The sequence below is a fragment of the Microbulbifer sp. ABM4_008 genome (genome assembly GCF_056311705.1).
Genome location: NZ_CM149970.1, coordinates 4,950,843 through 4,972,316 on the forward strand (window position 1 = coordinate 4,950,843; position 21,474 = coordinate 4,972,316).

Consider the following 21,474-nt stretch of genomic DNA (forward strand, 5'->3'; position numbering starts at 1 on the left):
CCTTGTTCTCAGATCGATGAGCCTACTTCAGGTCAAAAGACATACTTCATGCCTAAAGTGGCAGTGCGGGGTCTGTTTGCTCGGGCGCCATCTGGACTGCGACTAATAATAACCTGCTCATCCAACAGATTATCCACTTTCAGGTAACCGGTCAGGTCAGCCATGAAATCATAATGCGCAGCAGCATCTACAACCCAAAGTGACTCGGTATAATCAAATTGGTCGGTATCTCCCCGGTTGCATTGGGTATTAACACACATCTCGTCCTGATAGGCTGCAGTCAGGTTCAAACGCCAAGCAGCGCCGCTATCCAGACCCGCAGATATCGCAAAGACATTTTCTGGGAGGTATTCGAGGTTGTCGCCGGCAAGCAGGTCATTACCATCACTATCTTCACTGATTTCTGCATCAGTAAAGGTATAGGTTGCCCGCACCGGTAGTATCCAACCGTTTGTGAGCACCCACTCACTTACAAGCGTAGCTTCCAGCCCTTTGATTTCTGCTTCACCCAACTGGTAGGTACCACTCTCGGCACCATTGGGACATTTCACCGCCACCGAGCAGTTTTGCACAGCATTTTCATAGTCACTGTAGAAGGCGATCAATTCAGCATTCAGGCTTCCGTTATCGAAGCGAGCACCCCATTCATAGTTTGTGGATAACTCCGGCCCCTGGCCATCGGCTGCACCTGCGCCGGGAGGGGCGAAGCCACGGTGCACACCTGCCAGCAGGCTCCACTGTTCGCTTGCCTGGTAAACAAGTCCCAAGCCTGGCAGCCATTCATCCACCTGATTGGAGCGATAGCTGCCCTTCTCTGTACGCTCAGCGTCGTTATAACGCTGCTGCTCGGTCTCTATATCCTCGTAGCGAAGAACAGCGGTGAGAGTCAGCTTATCGTTCAGCTGGATATCGTCGTAGATAAAGAACGAAGTTGCATCCGCTTCTTCAACACGGTTATTGCTGCTTTCTTCAGCGGTATCGGGAATATCTGTGCTCAGATACACCAATTTGCCATCAACCTGCTCATAGTTTTCCACAGGCTGGAATCTATCCACTTCGTCTTGATGCTGGCGCACTCCAAAGGACAGCTCATGACTAACAGAAGCAGTATTAAAGCGCCAATCGGCACTGATCTGCAGGCCCTTAGCCTCGTACTCACGATTGTTGTGCTTAACACCGAAGGTGTAATCTTCAGTGCCATCCAAAACCGCTTGAGGGTCTAAAACTCCATCAACACTGCCGCCGGTATTAACAGCATCTATCAAGTCACCCTCGCTGACCTTAAACCAGTCGCGTTTAAACTTGTTGTAGTAAACCTGGGTGTGCAGGGTAAAACTGTCACTCAGTTCGATACTGTGGTTCAGCTGGATAGTGCTGTGGCGATTCTGCATTTCATCCAGGGCGCTGATACCGTATCGACGGTTCGGATCTTTCTTAAAGTCGGCATCCGTTAGGCCCAGATAACTCATGCCAGACTCCTCTTCGGAGTACTGAAGCTTGATATCCAACTGCTGGCGATTAGTTGCGTCTCTATCGGAACTGATACGACCCTTTAATAGATAGTCTTCTTTAGCAATATCTGCGCTGCCGGCACTATCGATTTGTCTGAATCCATCTGCATACTGCTGCTGTGTTTCCAACAACCAGCCAGTATTTTCTGTACTGGCGCCATAATGAGCATGCAAACGGGTCTCACCGAATTCTCCAGCCTCTAGTTGCACCATACCTTCACTGGCAGTGGGAATAGGTGTGCTCAACATATTGACTGCACCACCCACGGTGAATGGGCCATATTGCAGAGATCCGGGGCCTTTCAACACCTCAATTGCATTCATACGGCCCGCACTGGGGAAATAATAAGCTTCTGGTGCAGAGTAAGGAGCCGGAGCCACTAACACTCCATCTTCCATCAAGGAAATTTTGGCGGAGCGTCCCCCTTGGGCACCGCGAATCCCGATATTCGGACGCAATCCGTAGCCATCTTCTTCAAGAATGTAGACCCCAGGAACTGAGCGCATCATACGATTGATATCTACAAACTCGAACTCGGCTAACTCATCAGCATCAACCAAGTGTGCAGAGCCAGGCAATTTGGAAATAGATGAGGAGTCGCCGATTACTGTTACGCTCTCCAGCTGTTGCTCGGCTAAAGCCGGCGCAGCAATAAGAGTGGCTATCGTAAAGGCCAGGGGTGTAAATGGAATGTGCTTCATGAACCCTCCAAGGATTATTAGTAACCTTGAGTCATTGTTTTTATAAATACGAATGATTGTATTTTAACATTCCCATTACACTTTATTTACACTCTTCTTTTTGCTGTTTAGCGTCACGAACTTCGCTGGTGTGCCTGCAACTTTAAGGTTTTGCTTATAAGCAGATGTTTTCTAGGATCTACTCTTCGATCTGACTAGCATTGGGCTCACGTATCCGCTTCGGGTGTGCCCATGATTAGAAAGGCAAAACTCAAAGAGCTGGACAGGTTGGAGCAACTTTGGCTACATGCATCAGCGAACTCCCACCCCTCCATACCCCGCCAGTTTTGGGTGGACCGTATAGCTCAATTTCGTAGAGACTGCCGTAATGCCACTCAATGCCTGGTTTATACCGATCGCAACAATGCTGTCGCGGAAGCCTTTATCACACTGCTTGGTGACGGTATCGTCACCCACCTCTGTGTCAGTCCTTTATTTAGCGGTTGTGGAATCGGCACTAACCTCATTTCTTCAATTCGTGACCGGCGTTACCCACTAAAGGCTGAAGTACTTCGTGAGAATCTTCGCACTCGATACTTTCTACAAAAGCATGGTTTTGTGGAGGTGGAGCGCAGCTATAACGTGGAGTATGGCCAGCATTCAATCTCCATGCAGTGCCCCAGGGCATCTGCAAGATAAAATTTGCCGCACTATGCCCATTGAATAGTCTTTCCCTTATAACTGAAGCTTATTGAATCACTTCTTTTTATTGTTTCTACGCGACTCTTGAACCGGGTAGCATGCCTCCCATCATAATTTTCCTGAGCGCTGAATTTTTATGGGACGCAACGCTTCCAGCCAAACTTTACAGCCTATTCCAAAACGCACCTTTCATCACGATGCGGATCTGGAGTCCATGAACCTGCGTTTCGCTGGCGCCAAGCCAAGCGAAATTATGCAGTTCACCATGGAACACGCTCAGAACCCGGTGGTTTTTACTAATTTCCGCCCATTGGCGATAGCTTTTCTTCACTTGGTTACGCGCGCCAAACCGGATATCCCGGTAATTTGGGTGGATCACGGCTATAACACCCCGGAAACCTATCGCCATATTGAAAACGTGGTCAAATCTCTCGATTTGAACCTGCGCACCTACTCACCGAAGATGTCCGCGGCCCACTACAACGCTGTATACGGGGGAATCCCACAGCTGGATACCCCTGAGCATGACTTCTTCTCCAGGACCGTTAAATTGGAGCCGTTTAACCGCGCTATGCAGGAATTGCAACCGGATGTATGGCTAAACGGTATCCGCCACGATCAGAATTCGCACCGCAAAAACCTGGATATTTTCACCCAGGGCAACCACGGTACTATTCGAGTGGCACCGATGTTCCACCTCAAGGAAATCGATGTGGAAGAGTATGTTTATGAGAATGACCTCCCCGATAACGATATTTACTTTGATCCAACTAAAGGTGAGGAGCACCGGGAGTGCGGATTGCTGTTGGAAAAATAGAGTGGAATACTCGGCGAGGACTAGCGTACTTCGCCTATTTCTTTAACAAGGCCTTCTATCCCAGCCGTTTATAAAGTGAATATTTTTTGCGTATTTACCGAATAATAAAATCTATTACAAAAGGCGAGCCTCGACTCGCTGTATTTTTTCAAAAAGGAGACTCTTCTATTTACTTCCGCGTAAATCCAGAAGAGTCTTTAAATTACTTATCATGCGATAGGCTAGGCAACTGCCCCTTTTGCAAGATGACCTCCTTTTTCCATGTAAATTTTCAGGTCCTTCAGCATTTGCTCAAATTGAGAGCCAGTCATCTTCTTCACCACAGGACTCAACACGCCTCCTAAAGCATTTAACTCCATATTTGCAGTGAAATTCACTGTTGTGCCTCCACCAACAGAGGGGCTTAATTTAAATTGAGATAAACTCTTTTTAACGGGGAATCCCGGTGGCGAATTTTTTGTTTCAACCGAGACATCCAGTTCATAGTTTTTCTCATCAAACCTTGTAATAGTTTCATCTGCGACAAGACCCGACGGTCCCTTATTTGTCAGCACACAAACCCGGCCTTCTACACTCGCATTTTCAACAGGTTTTCCCTCCTTAGCGAAGGAGTGAGGGATTAACGTCATCCACTCGTAAGCTGTATCAAAATCAACGGCGAGGACTTTCCAGACCTCATCAATTGGGCGGTTAATTGCGATTTCTCGGTTTACTTGGGCTTCTTTCATCTCTGATCTCCTGGGTTTCTCTACGGAGTACTATTGACGGGAGACAGATTAACTGGACACTATATGCAACGGAATACAGCAAAATAGGACAATGTGTTGCATAAAGAGTCCATCGATTGGGGAGATATCCAGTTCTTTATCGCGGTAGCCAGGAGTAAGAGCGCTCGCAGCGTTGCTGACGACTTTAAAGTCAGCCATTCCACAGTTTCTCGCCGTATTGATGCCCTGGAGGAAAAACTCCAGGCCAAGCTGTTTTATCGCAGCTCCAAAGGCTATCAGCTGACGGAGGATGGCAAGGCGATGCTCGACTACGCCCAATCGGCAGAGCAGTATCTAAATGCCGCGCAGAAGCATTTACAGGGGGGGAGTAACCAGCTGTCCGGGGAAGTTCGCATCACTATGCCGGATGTAGTCGCATCGCACTTAATTATCCCCTACCTAAATGACTTCTCACGTACGTATCCAGAGATCAACGTACAGCTACTGGTTACTAGCCACGTTCTCGATTTGGAAAGTCACCAAGCCGACATAGCACTTCGTATTCTCCCCAAAGGCGACGTCGATATTTCGGATCGACTTGTTGCTCGCAAGCTCGCCGACCTACCCAGTTGCTGTTACGGTTCTCTGAGGTATATCGAGAAATCTGTACCTGACGATGGCCACTGGCTCGGCTGGAGTGGCGATGACGCCACATTGAATTGGGCCAAAGACACGCCCTATCCACAGATGCCTTATCAGCACCAGATTAATCACGGCTTGATACAGCTAGAGGCAGTTAAGAGTGGACTGGGGCTGGCCAGGCTGCCCTGCTTTCTTGCAGATGGTGCTGAAGGAGTCATTCGGGTCCCTGGGGCAGCCCCATCCAGCCTGCATGAACTGTGGCTAGTCTCCAACCCAGAGCACCGCAATGTTTTGCGTTTTAAGGTTTTTAGGGAGTTTATCGTGGAGTTGTTTAGCCGCCTGAATGATAAGTTAATAGGCAAGGCTTAACTGCATCGACTGATATTTTTCTAAAAGTGATGGGATGTATTGTGACTTTAGTGATAACTCAATACTGATTTACACGCTTTTTGGCCATAATTTTTGCCGACCAATACCCAATTTTCTGGGAGCTGATTGTCAGAGTGGATACTTGGTAATGGGGTAATGGGGTAATGGGGTAATGGGGTAATGGGGTAATGGGGTAATCGGCTCATCCACTCTCATCACCAAGCTTAATATTGTCGCAAAGCAAGCTCTATTACAGCCTACTTTGCGCCTTACCTAACGCCCACTGGATAATTACATCCTCGTAGTTGAATTCACCAATACTTCACCTTCCGCGTAGAGTTCACAGCGATCCCTTATCTGGTACTGCTTTCGCTGTTCCTCACAGGCCTGAAGAGCACTTTGACTCGCCTCAGCTTGGGTGCTTCCACCATCTTCGTTAAAACCGGCCACAAATGCGCCACGATAGTCCACAGCCATTGCCAGGGCCTTGTTTCCTGAGTACTTCCTGTAAGTTGACATTAGTTGGCCCAAACCACTGATCTCAGGCTCGAACTCCAATCCCTCTTCCTCCTCCAACTCATTCAGCATCGACTGCAACTGTGCCCGCGAGCCCTCTTCTGCAATTTGCATGAATAGCGGTTGGGAGACTTTTGCGAAAAGATCTTTATTTCGGTCCAGATAAAGCTCCAGCACATACCACCAAGCAATTCCTGTTTCTCTCGGTGCGCGTAGATACGCCTGCTCCAACATTTCCGTATACTTCTGGCGGGGATACCCCAAAACTTGCATTGTGATCGCCAGTTCATGCCAGTACGCCGGTACTTCCCCATTGGCATTTACCAATTGAACATATTTATCCCGGATACGTTTCATGTTTCTGGGACTGGGGTGTCCCTCCTCCGCCAAGGCTGCCGATAAATCATTTTTTGCCTGGGCTTCAAGATACCAGGTTTCTCCCTGGTACTGCGCCGGAATAGAGTTCAAGACTTCCTCAGCGCGGGAATAGTTTCCTTCACCTGTCAAAGCAATGGCCAGTGCGGACTTTAACGGTGGGCTAGAAGCCTGCTTTTTATCTGCATAGGCAATATATCTCTCTAGTGCTTCGGAACCCTGCTCTGAAATTGCCATAAAGTAGGCCAGTTCTGCGACTGCGGTACTACTTTCCATCAGGTTAACGGTGGGGGACTCAACAACACCATTACCGGAAAGCTCTCCCTCGTAATAATTGAAATGACTTTTCGGCAATTTCTTATACTGCTCATTGAGCTCGTCAAAAGTCATTCCCAGAGCTTCAGGTAGGCCCGCAATTGGATCATCGCCGGCGTTGAAAGCCTCCAAATATTCATTTAAGGCTTTATTTCTACCTTTATCGAAAATCATCCAGTGAGCTAACATCCATCCACTGGCATAAAGTGCCCCGGTATCCCTTGAATTCAGTGAACCAGGAGTGGCTGAAAGCAGCTTATCCAGTGGTAACTCTCTCGCTCGAGTAAGACTAATCGCTCGATCAACAGGTATTTTTCCGAAGCTGTACTTTTTATTTTCCTCAAAATCTACCGTAGAAAATACTTCAGCAATACCTTCACTAAACCAGTAGGGGTAGAGATGCTGGCTTCCGCTGTAGGTCAGAAAATGCGTATATTCATGAAACAACGTCTGACGGGCCGGGTTATCAGGAAGGACGCGATTTCCGTTTAGGTTTAATAATGCAAAACTCCCATACGCAGTATTATGGAATTGTCCAATGACAGTTCTAGACGACTCACTACCGCTGACTCCTTTAAAGCTGAGCCGATCATCCAGGGCGTATATCGTCAACTTTTGTTGATCTGCTGAATACCTGATGTATCGTTTTGCGAAAATTCGAAATCGTTCCAAGTCTATTGCCAGCTTTTCAACTTGCTTGGGGTTGTCATTGGTAACGATCCGAAAATGCTCGGTTTCGATCTCATACCATTCGGAATTCACTAATTTCTGCGTGCTTGTGCAACCGTATAAAGCCAGTGCAATCACACCACTAGTAACTATCAAACGACGAGCATCGCCGAGAATAGAAGAGATTAGGTTCCCCATAAGCCTTATGGTCCGTTTAGTTTTATTTTTTCGTAGAAATAGATAAGTAGAAAGGTTACCTATAATTTTTTTCTTTTTAAAAATACAACAAAATTATTGCTTGGCCAGAATTTACTAAAAATTTTACTGTTTACTTTAATGGTTTGTCAGTAATTTTAAGCTTTAAAGGAAGGGTAGGTGCCCAATCGGCGTGACGCTTTTGATAGGGGAGAAAAAAGACCGAATTTGTTGCAAGTTATTTTTAAGCGGAAAAAATATCCACAGTAATTCCCCTTTTGGGGAATTACTGTGGGATTTTCAGAAAAATGGCAATTAGACGTCGAGGTTTTCTACTGCCAAGGCGTTGCTCTCGATAAAGTCACGGCGTGGCTCTACCTGATCACCCATCAGAGTTGTAAAGATCTGGTCCGCGGCAATGGCATCTTCAACGGTTACCTGCAGCATACGGCGACTCTCCGGGTCCATGGTGGTTTCCCAAAGCTGCTCAGGGTTCATTTCTCCCAGTCCTTTATAGCGCTGGATACCGTAGCCTCTGCGGCTCTCGCCCATCAGCCAGTCCATCACTTCAGGGAAGCTGCCAACAGGGTGCTGCTTCTCACCGCGCTGAATAAAGGCGCCCTCTTCTAACAAACCCACCATCTTCTCGCCCAGAGCGCAGATAGACGCATACTCCGCAGAGTCGAAGAACTCGTGGTTAATCAGGTAGTCACTGCCGACACCGTGGGCCACGATATGGATATGGGGCAGGAATAGGCCGCGCTCGGTGTTCTCCTGAACCGTCACTTCGTGGCGACGGGTTCCACCACTCTCTTCGTCACCGAGTTTCTCCTGAAGCTTCTCACTCCAAGCTGCGACTTTCTCCTGGGACTGCAGGTCTTCCTGAGACAAGTTGGGCAGGTAGATCATGCTGCGCAGCACTTCCTCGGGGTACAGACGCGAAAGGCGGTCGATTGTCGCCAGTACGCTGCGGTATTCGCCTACCAGGCTCTCCAGGGAGGCACCAGAAAGCCCAGGGGCATCCGGGTTCACAAACAGAGTGGCGCCTTCCAGGGCGGCGTTGGTGAGAAACTGGGTTAGAGCGCCCTCATCCTTCAGGTACTGTTCCTGTTTGCCTTTGGAGATCTTATACAGCGGCGGCTGGGCGATGTAGATGTGACCCCGCTCGATCAGCTCCGGCATCTGACGGAAGAAGAAGGTGAGCAACAGGGTACGGATATGGGCTCCATCCACGTCAGCATCGGTCATGATGATGATGCTGTGGTAACGCAGTTTGTCCGGGTTGAACTCGCTCTTGCCGATGCCACAGCCCAGTGCGGTAATCAGGGTACCCACTTCGGCACTGGAGAGCATTTTGTCGAAGCGCGCTTTTTCCACATTGAGGATCTTACCTTTCAACGGCAGGATCGCCTGGGTGCGGCGATCACGTCCCTGCTTGGCAGAACCACCGGCGGAGTCACCCTCCACTAGGTAAATTTCAGATAGCGCCGGATCTTTTTGCTGGCAATCAGCTAGTTTTCCAGGCAGGCCGGCAATATCCAGTGCACCCTTGCGGCGAGTCATTTCACGGGCTTTGCGGGCTGCCTCACGAGCTTTGGCCGCGTCGATCATCTTGGTGACGACAGATTTGGCTTCCTGTGGGTTCTCCATCAGATAGTCTGTGAAGTGGTGGCCCATCTCCTGCTCTACAGCTGGTTTCACTTCGGATGAAACCAGCTTGTCCTTGGTCTGGGAAGAGAATTTCGGGTCCGGAACCTTCACAGAGATAATCGCGGTGAGACCTTCCCTGGCGTCATCGCCAGTGGTGTTCACCTTATCTTTCTTGCCCAGGCCTTCCCGTTCGATATAGCTGTTCAGGCCACGGGTCAGGGCTGCACGGAAGCCCGCCAGGTGGGTGCCGCCGTCGCGCTGGGGAATATTGTTGGTGTAGCAGAAGATGCTTTCCTGGAAGCTATCGTTCCACTGTAATGCCACCTCTACTGCAATGCCATCTTCGCGCTGGCTCTGGAAGTGCAGAACCTTATTAATCGGGGTTTTGTTCTGGTTGAGGAACTCCACAAAGGCACTCAAACCACCTTCGTATTCATAGACCTCTTCTTTACCACTGCGCTCGTCCTTCAAGACAATACGCACACCGGAGTTCAGGAAGGACAGCTCGCGCAGGCGCTTGGCCAGCACATCGAAATGGAATTCGATATTGTTGAAGGTGTCCTCTGAGGGTTTGAAGTGCACTGTGGTGCCGGTGGTATCGCTGTCACCCACAACTTCCAGGGGTGCCTGGGGCACACCGTGGTGGTAGGTCTGCTCGTGGATCTTGCCACCGCGACGGATAGTCAGCTTCAGCTCCTTGGACAGAGCGTTTACCACCGATACCCCTACCCCGTGCAGACCGCCGGAGACCTTGTAGGTGTTGTCATCAAATTTACCGCCCGCGTGAAGGACGGTCATAATCACTTCTGCTGCAGAAACCCCCTCTTCCGGGTGAATCTCTGTAGGGATACCACGGCCATTGTCCGATACGGAAATGGACTCATCCGGGTGGATGGTTACACGGATCTCATCACAGTGGCCGGCCAGCGCTTCATCGATGGAGTTGTCGACCACCTCGAATACCATGTGGTGCAGACCGGTGCCATCGTCGGTATCACCAATATACATTCCGGGGCGCTTGCGCACCGCATCCAGGCCTTTTAATACCTTGATACTGCTTGAGTCATAGCTTTGCTGCTCTGACATTTATTCGCTCCATTAAACTTATTGTGCGGCCGAAGCTTCGGCACTGATCTTCCCATGTTCCACGTGGAACACTTTCGGGCAATTCCAAGGGGCATCTAGTTGCCGCCAGGGGCGGCTTGTAGTGCCCTCCTCAATTCCGGTTACAAGCACCTGGCTGGCACAACGCCCAACCCAATGCGCAAAAATCTGTTGGTTACTGTCATCCAGCTCTGCCGGCAAGTCATCTACCAGGAATACTGGCATATCCCCCTGCCTACAGACTACCTCCGCCATGGCCGTGCGCACCGCACACACCAACATCTTCTGTTGGCCTCGAGATAGGATATTGTGGGCCGACTCACCGGCTACGGTAAAACGAATATCCGCCCTATGGGGACCAATACGCGTATGCCCCTGTGAAACATCTGATTCCCGTGATTCAGATAGAGCACCACGCAGGTCAACTTCTTTACGCCAGCCACGACGGTAACTCATATCAACACGGCTCAATAAGCTCTGTGGTAACTCATCGAGAAGTTGTGAAACAGCGGTCTGTAATTGAGAAAACTGAGCTAATCGCAGATCGTTTACACGCTCGCCACTAAGGGCCAACTGCTCTTCCCATACGCCGATGCTGGCCTCATCGATTTTACCACGACGCAGGAGAGCATTTCGCTGCCGCAGTGCGATTTGATAATTTTTCCACTCTTGGGCAAATAAATGTTCCACGTGGAACACTGTCCAATCCAGTAACCGACGCCGAACGCCGGGGCCACCATCAAGTGCAGAAAAACTTTCACTGTTTATCAGTTGAAGGGGCAGGCAACTAGCAAGCTGTGAGCTGGATTCCGCTGGAGCCTGGTTTACCCTGATTCTGCCAGAGCCATCTGCGAGGCGCTCTACCCCCAAGTTAAAACCTGTATCGAGCTGGGCAAAAACCGTAAGCCCACCAGTATCATGCTGAATAACCGACTTATGCAGGCGAGAGCGAAAGGAACGACCGGTTGCCAGCATATGTACCGCCTCTAACAGTGAAGTCTTGCCACTGCCATTCGCACCACAAAACACATTAACGCCAGGACCCAGCTTGAGATCCGCAGAGCAGATATTTCGAAAATTAGATAACAGAAGACGTGTCAGCGCCACAGACACCTCCCCCAGAGTGAAGAGCGCGATGCACAGGCATCGGTTTGTTTATCGGCTACCCCACCGAGCGGGGAGGTAGCCTCAATCCATTCAGAAAAGAGCAATGGGTGGGCTGCCTTACAGGCGCATAGGCATAATCACGTACAGTGCATCACCTTCTTCAGGTTGCTGCAGCAGAGCACTGCTATTGGCATCCGCCAGACTGATACGGATCTGGTCACTGTGAATAGCACCAGTGACATCCAGCAGATAGGAAACGTTAAAGCCAATCTCCATTGGCTCACCCACGTAATCCACCATCATCTGCTCTTCCGCCTCTTCTTGCTCCGGGTTGTTGGCAACAATCTGCAGCAGCCCCTCAGAAACCTGAAGACGCACCCCGCGGTATTTCTCGTTGGAGAGAATCGCCGCTCGGGAGAAGGCCTGGCGCAATCCCTGGCGATCCGCATAAACCACATTGCCCGCGCCTCGCGGCAACACGCGCTCATAGTCAGGGAATTTGCCGTCTACCAATTTAGAGGTGAAAGTAAACTGACCACTAACCACACGAATATGGTTGTTACCCAGCACCACCTGTGCCTGTGCATCGCTGTCCTCAAGCAAACGACCCAGCTCGAGTACGCCTTTGCGCGGCACAATAGCCTGGATAGGCGTGGAGACATCCAGGCCGGGGGCATCGCGATCGCAGAGTGCCAAGCGGTGGCCATCAGTAGCAACCGCGCGCAGCTGCTGCGGGCGGCATTCAAGCAGTAAACCATTCAGGTAATAGCGCACATCCTGCTGAGCCATAGCAAAACTAGTGGCTTCTATCAGGCGGCGGATCTCGCGCTGGGAGATATCGAAACGGGTCTGTGCACTGGCCTCTTCCTGATTCGGGAAGTCCGCTGCGGGCAGAGTCGACAGCTGAAAACGGCTGCGGCCACTGCGCAGTATCAGGCGCTCACCATCGCGCTCAAACTTTAGTTCAGCACCATCGGGCAGAGAGCGACAGATATCCAGCAGCTTGCGTGCGGGAACGGTCACCTCACCTTCCATTTCTACACCGTCTACACCGAGACGGCCGACAATTTCCACTTCCAGGTCAGTACCGGTCAGGGAGAGTTCCTGGCCCTGTAACTGCATCAACACATTGGCCAGGACTGGCAGTGTTTGGCGTTTCTCAACAACACCGGCCACCAGTTGTAACGGCTTCAGAAGGGCGTCCCGGCTCACATTGAATTTCATCGGTAGTTTCGCCTTGTTTTGTCAGTTATTCGATTAAGTGGTCAGCGACCGTGTCAGCAACTTAACGTCCTCGCGAATATCCGCGTCGGACTCCTGCAACTCACGTATTTTGCGGCAGGCATGCAGTACTGTTGTGTGGTCGCGACCACCGAAGGCATCGCCGATCTCCGGCAAGCTGTGATTGGTCAGCTCCTTGGCCAGGGACATAGCGACTTGGCGGGGACGGGCCACCGAGCGACTGCGCCGCTTGGAGAGCAAATCCGCCACCTTAATTTTGTAATATTCAGCGACAACCCGCTGGATATTATCCACACTGACCAGTCGATCCTGTAGGGCCAACAGGTCTTTTAGTGCTTCGCGCACAAGGACATCGTCAATAGCGCGGCCGGTAAATTGCGAATTGGCAATTACGCGGCGCAGTGCACCCTCGAGCTCCCGCACATTGGAGCGAATACGCTGCGCAATAAAGAAAGCGGAGTCGTGAGGTAAATCCACACCCACCTGCTCGGCCTTCTTCATCAAAATAGCTACCCGGGTCTCGAGCTCCGGAGGCTCTACAGCCACCGTTAATCCCCAGCCAAAGCGGGATTTCAAGCGCTCTTCCAAGCCGTCGATCTCTTTCGGATAGCGATCACAGGTTAGGATAATCTGTTGACCACCCTCCAGCAGGGCATTGAAGGTATGGAAAAACTCCTCCTGAGAGCGCTCCTTACCGGCAAAAAACTGGATATCATCAATCAAAAGGGCGTCAACAGACCGGTAATAGCGCTTAAAGTCGCTGATGGCATTCAGCTGTAGCGCTTTCACCATATCTGCAACAAAGCGCTCGGAGTGCAAATACACCACCTTAGCATTGGGGTTGCGCTCCAGCAGTGCGTTGCCAACCGCGTGCATCAAGTGAGTTTTCCCCAGACCCACGCCCCCATATATAAAGAGGGGATTGTAGGCGCCGCCCGGATTGTCAGAAATCTGTTGTGCCGCAGCGAGGCCCAGCTGGTTGGACTTACCTTCAACAAAGGATTTGAAAGTAAAGTTGCGATTGAGTGAGCTACCGTGCTTGATGGCCCCCTCCACCTCAACCTGCCTGGCCGGCTGCTCCGGTACGGGGCGAGCCATACCATTCATAGCCGGTGGTCGCAGATCTGTCAGGGCCAGTTCGCCTGTCGTCATTTGCTCGGCAGTAACCTCCTCAGCCATCGCGGGATGAGGCACCGGCCTGCTGGCACCAAACCCAGACCCCAGCGGTGAAGTCACCGGAGGTGGCGCAGTGGCAACAGGTGGTACAGATACCTGTGGCGGTACTACTGCCGGCTGGACTGGAGGTGGTGGCGGAGTTGGCGCCGATGGCGCGGGTGTCGGTACCGGTGTCGGAGGGGCATTATTTGTTACATGGCCGCGCTGGAAGCGAGCCGGCCGGCGAGCGGTAATCTCGAGCGCCACTTGCAGAGGGCGTCCCGGTGCAAACTGTTGCACCAACTCGCGAATGCGGTTCAGGAATTTATTGCCAACCCAGTCCAGTACAAAGCGGTTCGGTGCGATCAGGCGCAACTCGCCCTCCGCACTGACGGGATTGACGCGCAACGGTCTGATCCAGGTATTGAACTGCTGAGACGGCAGCTCGTCCTGTAAACAGCTCGCGCACTGCTTCCATACGGATTCAGTCAAGAAACCCCCCAAAAAACCCCAAAATGGTAAGACCAAGGAGAGACGGCAAGGCCGGATTAGGAATCACCCGGGGCCATCAAATAAGATCGGCGCAGTATACCTTTCCACCTTTAGGTTATCCACAAGAAAGACTGCATCTGTTGAAAAAACTGCGCAAAAAGATCCACACAATCAAGGATTTGCACAACAATTAGACAATTGATGTGGAAACCCTTCGAAAGTTATCCACAGAAGGCTGTGGGTATCTTGGGGTCAATCAGTGGGCATTCAGAGATACCCCTGATGACTCAACGACTTGTCTAGTTGGCGTAAAAAATTACAGTAAACTCGCGCACCAATAAAAAGAATTTCCCTGATTAGCGCGTTGCTTTCGCTGCTGGCTTTCTATACAATCCGCGGCCTTCGCAGCGCGTAGCTCCGTCTGCACCGGCTTTGTGCCGGACCGGAGTCCAGGCCGCGGCCGGGAAAGGTCCCGAGAAATTTTGAACACAAAGTCTCAGGTAGCAAGACTATGAAACGCACATTTCAACCAAGCAACTTGAAGCGCAAGCGCACTCACGGTTTCCGCGCTCGCATGGCAACCAAAAACGGCCGTAAGATTCTGGCCCGCCGTCGCGCTAAAGGCCGCAAAGTACTGTCTGCATAAGATCTCTTCCCTTTTAGAGATATCTCTTTATGCAGCAGGTGCGCAGCAGCTTCGGATTTGCCAAGACGCTGCGCCTGCTCAATGCGGCGCAGTATCGCTTGGTATTCAATGAAAACCAGGTGCGCGCCGCACACCCTCATCTGTTGATCCTCGCCCGTCCAAACTCCTTGGAACACCCGCGTCTCGGTCTTGTTATTGCTAAAAAGCATGTACGCAACGCCTCCGACCGCAACCAAATCAAGCGTATAACCCGGGAAACCTTCCGTCTGCAGCAATACGATTTGCCGCCGCTGGATGCCGTGGTGCTCGCGCGCCCTGGGGTCGCAGATCTGGATAAGGCCGAGTTGGCGAAACTACTGAATAAACTCTGGCGTAAACTGGCCAAGCGGGCTCGACAGCCGCAACCCCGACCATGAAGTGGATACTGATCAAGCTGATCCATGTATACCGCTACCTGGCCAGCCCCTGGGTAGGCAACCAATGTCGCTTCTACCCAACCTGCTCCCGGTACTCTGAAGAGGCCATTGAAACTCATGGAGCGATAAAAGGGGGTTATTTAACTCTGCGCCGCCTTATAAAATGCCACCCCTGGCACCCTGGTGGATTGGACCCGGTTCCCCCCACCAGACACAAGAACACGCTCTAGGTAACAAGATGGATTGGCAACGCTATACGCTGCTCGGCGGAATTCTCGCGGTTCTCCTGGCACTTATCTTCCAGTGGAACGCATTTCAAGAGCAACACACTCCTGAACTCGACCGCGAAACCGTCGTGCAGACTGGCGGCGACACTGTCAGCCAAATACCCGCCGAAACACCCGCGAGCACCGGCGACAGTGATGTTCCCCAACTTCGCTCCCAGGTGCCCGCTTCCGATGAGGGCAGCAGTACTGAGAGCAAGCTGATCAGTGTCACCACCGACGTTTTTGATCTGCTCATCAATCCTCGTGGCGGCGATATCGTCAAAGTGGCGCTGCGCAAACAACAAGAGAAGTTGGATACCCCGGACCAACCCCTGATCCTGTTGAACCAGACCCGCAACCATACCTATATTGCCCAAAGTGGCCTTATCGGTAAAAACGGGACCGACAGCGCCGCTGGCCGCCCGGTTTTCAAGGTGGCAAAAACCGAATATGCGATGGTTGAGGGCGACGATACCCTGATAGTAGACCTGACTCTGCAACAGGAAGGCGCCAATATCACCAAGCGCTTCACCTTCAAGCGTGGAGACTACCTGATCCAAGTGGCCTACCTGGTGGATAACACCAGTGACAAACCCTGGTCCGCGGCCATGTTTGGTCAGATTAAGCGCGATGCTAGTGAACCCGCAACCGACACCGGTTTCGGCATGTCGCCTTTCCTCGGCGCTGCCATCCGCACCAACGAAAAGAACTACTTCAAGCAGGACTTCGAGGAGATTGCTGAAAGCCCCACCCGCGAAACCATCGAAGGTGGTTGGGTAGCTATGGTTCAGCACTACTTTATCAGTGCCTGGATTCCCCCCCAGAACGAGCGCAATACTTTTGAATTGAAGGAGCTATCCAACGGCCTCTTCCGTATGGGCTTTACCGCACCTCAAGTGCAAATCCCCGCTGCCACCCAAGGCGAGCTGAGCGCATCTTTCTACGCTGGCCCGAAAGATGTCTACCGTCTGGAAGAAATCTCCCCCGGCCTCGACCTGACCGTCGACTACGGCTGGCTCTGGTGGATCGCCAAACCGCTGTTCGGTGTCCTGCACTTTATCCAGGAGCATATTGTCAGCAACTGGGGCTGGGCGATCATCCTGCTCACCGTATTTATCAAGACGCTGCTTCTGCCACTGTCCGCCGCTGGCACCAAGTCCATGGCGCGTATGCGCAAGTTTGCGCCGCAGATGAAAAAGCTGCAGGAGCAGTACAAGGATAACCGGCAAAAGCTGGCGGAAGAGACCATGAAGCTCTACCGCCGCGAGAAGATCAATCCGATGGGTGGCTGCCTGCCGATCCTGCTGCAGATGCCGGTATTTATCGCGCTCTACTGGATGCTCACCGAAACCGTTGAGCTGCGCCACGCGCCCTGGATCTTCTGGATTCACGATCTGTCGGCGAAGGACCCCTACTTTATCCTGCCGGTACTGATGGGCCTGTCTATGTGGTTTATGCAAAAGCTTAACCCGGCTCCCACCGATCCAACCCAAGCCCGCATCATGCAGCTGATGCCGGTAATGATGACAGTGTTCTTCCTGTGGTTCCCAGCGGGTCTGGTTCTGTACTGGATCGCCAACAACCTGATTACCATTGCGCAAACCTGGTATATCAATAAACAGGTGGATGCCGGTAAGTACTAACCAGTACCGATCTGCAGCAACACAATAAACAAGGGCCGCTAATGCGGCCCTTTTCCGTTCTGTCGAGTAAACTCAGCCGATGACACAAGAAAGCCTCAATCGCGACACTATTGCCGCTGTTGCCACCGCGCCCGGGCGCGGCGGCATCGGCGTTATCCGACTGTCGGGCGCAAGAGCCCTGCAAATTGCCCAACAAATCTGCGGGGAAAATTCCCTCCAGCCCCGTTCTGCCCACTACCGGAACTTTACCCACAAAGAGCAGTTAATCGATCAGGGATTGGCACTCTTTTTCCCCGCCCCCAACTCCTTTACCGGGGAGGATGTGGTGGAACTCCAGGGACACGGCGGCCCAGTGATTCTCGATCAGTTACTTCAAGCAACTATCGAGTTGGGCGCTCGACAAGCCCGACCCGGAGAATTTTCCGAGAGGGCTTTCCTCAACGACAAAATGGATTTAACTCAGGCCGAAGCGATCGCCGATTTAATCGACGCCGGCAGTGCCCAGGCAGCGCGTAATGCCATGCGTTCACTGCAGGGCGCGTTTTCCGAGAAAATCGAAGACTTGGTGGAAAACCTTACCCATCTGCGTATCTACGTGGAGGCCGCCATTGATTTCCCCGAAGAGGAAATCGACTTCCTCGCCGATGGCAAAGTGGCAGCTGATATAGAAACCCTACTGGCACAAATGGTGGGTGTGGAAACCCAGGCGCGTCAGGGCGCGATAATGCGCGAAGGAATGCGAGTTGCTATCGCAGGACGCCCCAATGCAGGGAAATCCAGCCTGCTCAACACACTGGCCGGACACGACGCCGCTATTGTCACCGATATCGCCGGTACCACTCGGGATATCCTGCGCGAACATATTCATATCGACGGTATGCCCCTCCAGTTTGCCGATACTGCGGGATTAAGGGATGCCCCGGATAGAGTCGAGCAAATTGGTATCGAACGCGCCTGGGAGGAAATCCACGGCGCAGATAGGGTACTTCTTGTCATGGATGCAGAGCAGCTCCACTCCCTGGACCCCACACAAGTTTGGCCAGAATTTACCAGTCAGCTAAAAGATCTCAACAAACTGACATTAGTACTGAATAAGATTGACCTCACCGACTACAGCGCTGGCCTTCAGGCACACACTGAAGGCGTGCCAGTGATTGCCATCAGTGCAAAAACAGGTGCCGGGCTCGATGCGTTAAAAGAACATTTAAAACAGAGTATTGGTTTCAGCGGCGCTGGAGAGGGAACATTCAGTGCCAGGCGCCGACACCTGGACGCACTGGGCCGGGCACAAGCTTTTATACATCAGGGCCAGCGGCAACTTCACACTAGCGGTGCAGGCGAACTGCTCGCCGAAGACTTACGCCAAGCCCAGCAGGCTCTGGGAGAAATTACTGGCACCGTCAGTGCCGATGAATTACTCGGCAAGATCTTCGGCAGTTTTTGTATCGGTAAGTAAACGCCCCATCCCAACTTCCAAGTTATCCCAAGGGGGAGGCTACTTTATCCTCCCCCGCTTCTCTACTTCCAGCTTCCCAACATATTTCTCACTTCTTTTACACAGGCTTAACCCCGACTTTCAGGGCGGGTAAATTAAATCCCCAATTTTTCCCGATCTTATTAAATAGATTCGCGAAAAAATCTGGCAAAAAACTCTGCAAAATAAGATATGGCGCCGATCGAGTTATACATGTCCACGGGGATTTCCCGTGGATATCTTTTCACTTGCTTCAATCACCTATAAATCACATAGATACAGCAACAAAACTCACAGACTTATACAATATTCACTCTTACGCACAATTAACCCCCAAGTCTTATCACCCTCTACGCACAAGCTAAAACCTGAAATTGCCAGGTGTGAGTAAAAAAGGGGATAAACACCTGCGTAAGCAACGAATGCTATGATGATAACTTTCCCGCCAGCACGAGGCGCGCAAAGTTGTCCCGGCTTTCCACAATCGTCTACCGGGGTTGCTCCCCCTTCAGCCAAGGGGTTATTGCCCATGTTTTCATCAGTGTAACCTGTTGATTTATAAGACTTTTTTTTGCTTATACATGATTTGCCGGACACTAATAAAAACAACTAAATCAAAAACCTCCCTCTAAGAAATACATTTATTCATTTATATAAACTTAAGAGAGCCAAAAAATAATTTGCTCTAAAGCTAGCTCTAGAAAGTTTCATTGGAGAGAGAGTCCCAATAGCATGGAACTGGATAGTCTCAGTTTTTACAGCTCTACAAGCGTCTACCAACTAGAGTGCAGGAATATGCTTGTAGCCAATTGCTGACTCACACCTACTGCCTATAAAATGTGCGCCCCCAGTTGTAACCAGTAGCAGCCACTATGGAATTCCCTAAGACCTATGATGTGATCGTGATCGGCGGAGGCCACGCAGGTACCGAAGCCTCACTGGCAGCGGCACGTATGGGAGCTTCCACTCTGCTGCTGACCCACAATATCGAGACCCTTGGACAAATGTCCTGCAACCCGGCGATCGGCGGTATCGGCAAGAGTCATCTCGTGAAGGAAGTCGATGCCCTCGGTGGCGCTATGGCAACGGCAACAGACTTGGGCGGAATTCAGTTCCGGGTCCTCAATGCCCGCAAAGGCCCCGCAGTAAGGGCAACTCGTGCCCAGGCCGATAGAGCCCTGTATCGCGCCGCTATCCGTTCAATCCTGGAAGCACAGGAAAACCTGGAGATCTTCCAACAAGCGGCGGATGACCTGATTGTCGAAGGTGAACAGGTTGTGGGCGTTGTCACCAATGCGGGGGTGCGCTTTCGCGCCAAGACAGTGGTACTGACCGCCGGGACTTTCCTCGGTGGGCGTATACATATCGGCTTGGATAACCACGCCGGCGGCCGCGCTGGAGACCCGCCCTCGATTGCCCTTGCAGATCGTCTGCGCGAACTGCCTTTCCGCGTCGATCGCCTCAAAACTGGCACCCCTCCCCGTATTGATGCCCGCTCGGTAGATTTCAGCGAGCTGGAGGAACAGTGGGGAGATAGCCCCACACCGGTGATGTCCTATTTGGGCAGCCGCGATCAGCACCCGCGCCAGGTCTGCTGCTGGATTACCCACACCAATGCCCGCACCCATGAAATTATCCAGGGGGGGCTCGATCGCTCGCCCATGTATTCCGGCGTGATTGAAGGGATTGGCCCGCGCTACTGTCCCTCCATCGAAGACAAGGTGCACCGCTTTGCGGACAAAGATAGCCACCAGGTGTTTATCGAGCCTGAAGGGTTGACCACCAACGAGCTGTACCCCAATGGTATTTCCACCAGCCTGCCCTTCGATGTACAGATTGAGCTGGTGCACTCCATCAAAGGCTTTGAAAAGGCGCATATCACCCGCCCTGGCTATGCAATTGAGTACGATTTCTTCGACCCGCGCGACCTTTTGCCGTCCCTGCAAACCAAATTTATCCAGGGGCTCTACTTTGCCGGCCAGATCAATGGCACCACCGGCTACGAGGAAGCGGCTGCCCAGGGACTCCTGGCTGGCGCCAATGCCGCCCTACAGGCCCAGGAGCGCGAAGCCTGGGCCCCGCGTCGGGATGAAGCCTACCTGGGCGTGCTTGTGGATGATTTGATCACCAGCGGCACTAAAGAGCCCTACCGCATGTTTACCAGCCGCGCGGAATATCGCTTGCTGCTCCGTGAGGACAATGCTGACCTGCGCCTGACCGAAAAAGGTCGCGAATTGGGCCTGGTCGACGATACCCGCTGGGCAGCGTTCAGTGAAAAGCGCGAGGAGATCGCTCGGGAGACCCAGCGACTACAAGATACCTGGGTGCACCCAAAGACGCCCCAGGCCGCCTCTGTAGAAACCAAATTGCCGCAGCCATTGGCGCGGGAATATAGCCTGATGGACCTGTTGCGCCGTCCGGAACTGGGCTATCAGGATGTGGCGGGCCTCAAAGGGGAAGCGGTAACCGACGAGCAGGTTGCCGAACAGGTGGAAATTTCGGCCAAGTACGCCGGTTATATCGATCGCCAGCGCGAGGAAATTGAGCGTTTGCAGGCCTACGAAGATACCCCGATCCCGGCGGACTTCGACTACAGCGATATTTCTGGTCTGTCCAATGAGGTTAAGCAAAAGCTGGGAGAGACCCGCCCAGATACCCTGGCGCGGGCCTCGCGAATACCGGGCGTGACGCCCGCATCCATATCCCTGCTGTTGATCCAGTTGAAAAAGCGCGGGCTGCTGAAGCGCAAAAAAGCGGTATAAATCGGTTTTCCACAGGGT

16 protein-coding genes are annotated in these 21,474 nt (G+C 52.0%); 9 read left to right on the plus strand and 7 right to left on the minus strand.

Features of this window, described 5'->3' with window-relative positions:
* Positions 1 to 32: 32 nt before the first annotated feature.
* Positions 33 to 2,213, minus strand: coding sequence for a TonB-dependent receptor family protein (locus tag ACYX4J_RS21545; protein ID WP_476177525.1), 2,181 nt, complete (start codon positions 2,211 to 2,213; stop codon positions 33 to 35).
* A 231-nt stretch (positions 2,214 to 2,444) separates the two neighbouring features.
* On the opposite strand from ACYX4J_RS21545, the gene ACYX4J_RS21550 reads away from it, so the two are divergent.
* Positions 2,445 to 2,891: a GNAT family N-acetyltransferase gene (locus tag ACYX4J_RS21550; protein WP_476177526.1), complete on the plus strand. Its 447-nt coding sequence runs from the start codon at positions 2,445 to 2,447 to the stop codon at positions 2,889 to 2,891.
* Between the two features lie 139 nt (positions 2,892 to 3,030).
* Positions 3,031 to 3,711 (plus strand): phosphoadenosine phosphosulfate reductase domain-containing protein, encoded by a 681-nt coding sequence (locus ACYX4J_RS21555; protein ID WP_476177527.1) that lies wholly within the window; start codon positions 3,031 to 3,033, stop codon positions 3,709 to 3,711.
* A gap of 221 nt (positions 3,712 to 3,932) precedes the next feature.
* On the opposite strand, the gene ACYX4J_RS21560 is transcribed toward ACYX4J_RS21555, so the two are convergent.
* A complete protein-coding gene (locus ACYX4J_RS21560; RefSeq protein WP_475709073.1) occupies positions 3,933 to 4,439 on the minus strand; it encodes an SRPBCC family protein in 507 nt (168 codons plus the stop codon).
* A gap of 96 nt (positions 4,440 to 4,535) precedes the next feature.
* Here ACYX4J_RS21560 and ACYX4J_RS21565 point away from each other — a divergent pair, with 96 nt between their 5' ends.
* Complete coding sequence (locus ACYX4J_RS21565; RefSeq protein ID WP_476177528.1) at positions 4,536 to 5,429, plus strand: LysR family transcriptional regulator; 894 nt, start codon at positions 4,536 to 4,538, stop codon at positions 5,427 to 5,429.
* A gap of 291 nt (positions 5,430 to 5,720) precedes the next feature.
* Here ACYX4J_RS21565 and ACYX4J_RS21570 read toward each other — a convergent pair whose 3' ends face one another.
* The 5 genes from ACYX4J_RS21570 to dnaA all read right to left on the minus strand — a co-directional run bounded on the left by ACYX4J_RS21570 (position 5,721) and on the right by dnaA (position 14,249).
* Positions 5,721 to 7,502: a hypothetical protein gene (locus tag ACYX4J_RS21570; protein WP_476177529.1), complete on the minus strand. Its 1,782-nt coding sequence runs from the start codon at positions 7,500 to 7,502 to the stop codon at positions 5,721 to 5,723.
* Positions 7,503 to 7,814: 312 nt separating this feature from the next.
* The gene (gene gyrB, locus ACYX4J_RS21575; RefSeq protein WP_476177530.1) at positions 7,815 to 10,235 is read right to left on the minus strand and encodes a DNA topoisomerase (ATP-hydrolyzing) subunit B; all 2,421 of its coding nucleotides are present in this window, start codon (positions 10,233 to 10,235) and stop codon (positions 7,815 to 7,817) included.
* Positions 10,236 to 10,253: 18 nt separating this feature from the next.
* Complete coding sequence (recF, locus tag ACYX4J_RS21580; protein ID WP_476177531.1) at positions 10,254 to 11,360, minus strand: DNA replication/repair protein RecF; 1,107 nt, start codon at positions 11,358 to 11,360, stop codon at positions 10,254 to 10,256.
* A gap of 117 nt (positions 11,361 to 11,477) precedes the next feature.
* Positions 11,478 to 12,584: a DNA polymerase III subunit beta gene (dnaN, locus tag ACYX4J_RS21585; RefSeq protein WP_444895604.1), complete on the minus strand. Its 1,107-nt coding sequence runs from the start codon at positions 12,582 to 12,584 to the stop codon at positions 11,478 to 11,480.
* Between the two features lie 33 nt (positions 12,585 to 12,617).
* Complete coding sequence (gene dnaA, locus ACYX4J_RS21590; RefSeq protein ID WP_444959008.1) at positions 12,618 to 14,249, minus strand: chromosomal replication initiator protein DnaA; 1,632 nt, start codon at positions 14,247 to 14,249, stop codon at positions 12,618 to 12,620.
* Between the two features lie 511 nt (positions 14,250 to 14,760).
* On the opposite strand from dnaA, the gene rpmH reads away from it, so the two are divergent.
* The 6 genes from rpmH (at position 14,761) to mnmG (ending at position 21,456) form a co-directional block, all read left to right on the plus strand.
* Entirely contained in the window at positions 14,761 to 14,895 is a 135-nt protein-coding gene (gene rpmH, locus ACYX4J_RS21595; protein ID WP_020413885.1) for a 50S ribosomal protein L34, read from the plus strand.
* Positions 14,896 to 14,924: 29 nt separating this feature from the next.
* Entirely contained in the window at positions 14,925 to 15,311 is a 387-nt protein-coding gene (rnpA, locus tag ACYX4J_RS21600; protein WP_413663877.1) for a ribonuclease P protein component, read from the plus strand.
* Positions 15,308 to 15,541, plus strand: coding sequence for a membrane protein insertion efficiency factor YidD (gene yidD, locus ACYX4J_RS21605; protein WP_108735100.1), 234 nt, complete (start codon positions 15,308 to 15,310; stop codon positions 15,539 to 15,541). Before rnpA ends, yidD begins: the two co-directional genes overlap by 4 nt.
* An 8-nt stretch (positions 15,542 to 15,549) precedes the next feature.
* Positions 15,550 to 17,220, plus strand: a complete 1,671-nt coding sequence (yidC, locus tag ACYX4J_RS21610; protein WP_476177532.1) for a membrane protein insertase YidC — start codon at positions 15,550 to 15,552, stop codon at positions 17,218 to 17,220.
* A gap of 79 nt (positions 17,221 to 17,299) precedes the next feature.
* On the plus strand, positions 17,300 to 18,676 hold the full coding sequence (mnmE, locus tag ACYX4J_RS21615; RefSeq protein ID WP_476177533.1) for a tRNA uridine-5-carboxymethylaminomethyl(34) synthesis GTPase MnmE: 1,377 nt from the start codon (positions 17,300 to 17,302) through the stop codon (positions 18,674 to 18,676).
* Between the two features lie 890 nt (positions 18,677 to 19,566).
* Complete coding sequence (gene mnmG / locus ACYX4J_RS21620) at positions 19,567 to 21,456, plus strand: tRNA uridine-5-carboxymethylaminomethyl(34) synthesis enzyme MnmG (protein ID WP_475709078.1); 1,890 nt, start codon at positions 19,567 to 19,569, stop codon at positions 21,454 to 21,456.
* Positions 21,457 to 21,474: the final 18 nt, after the last annotated feature.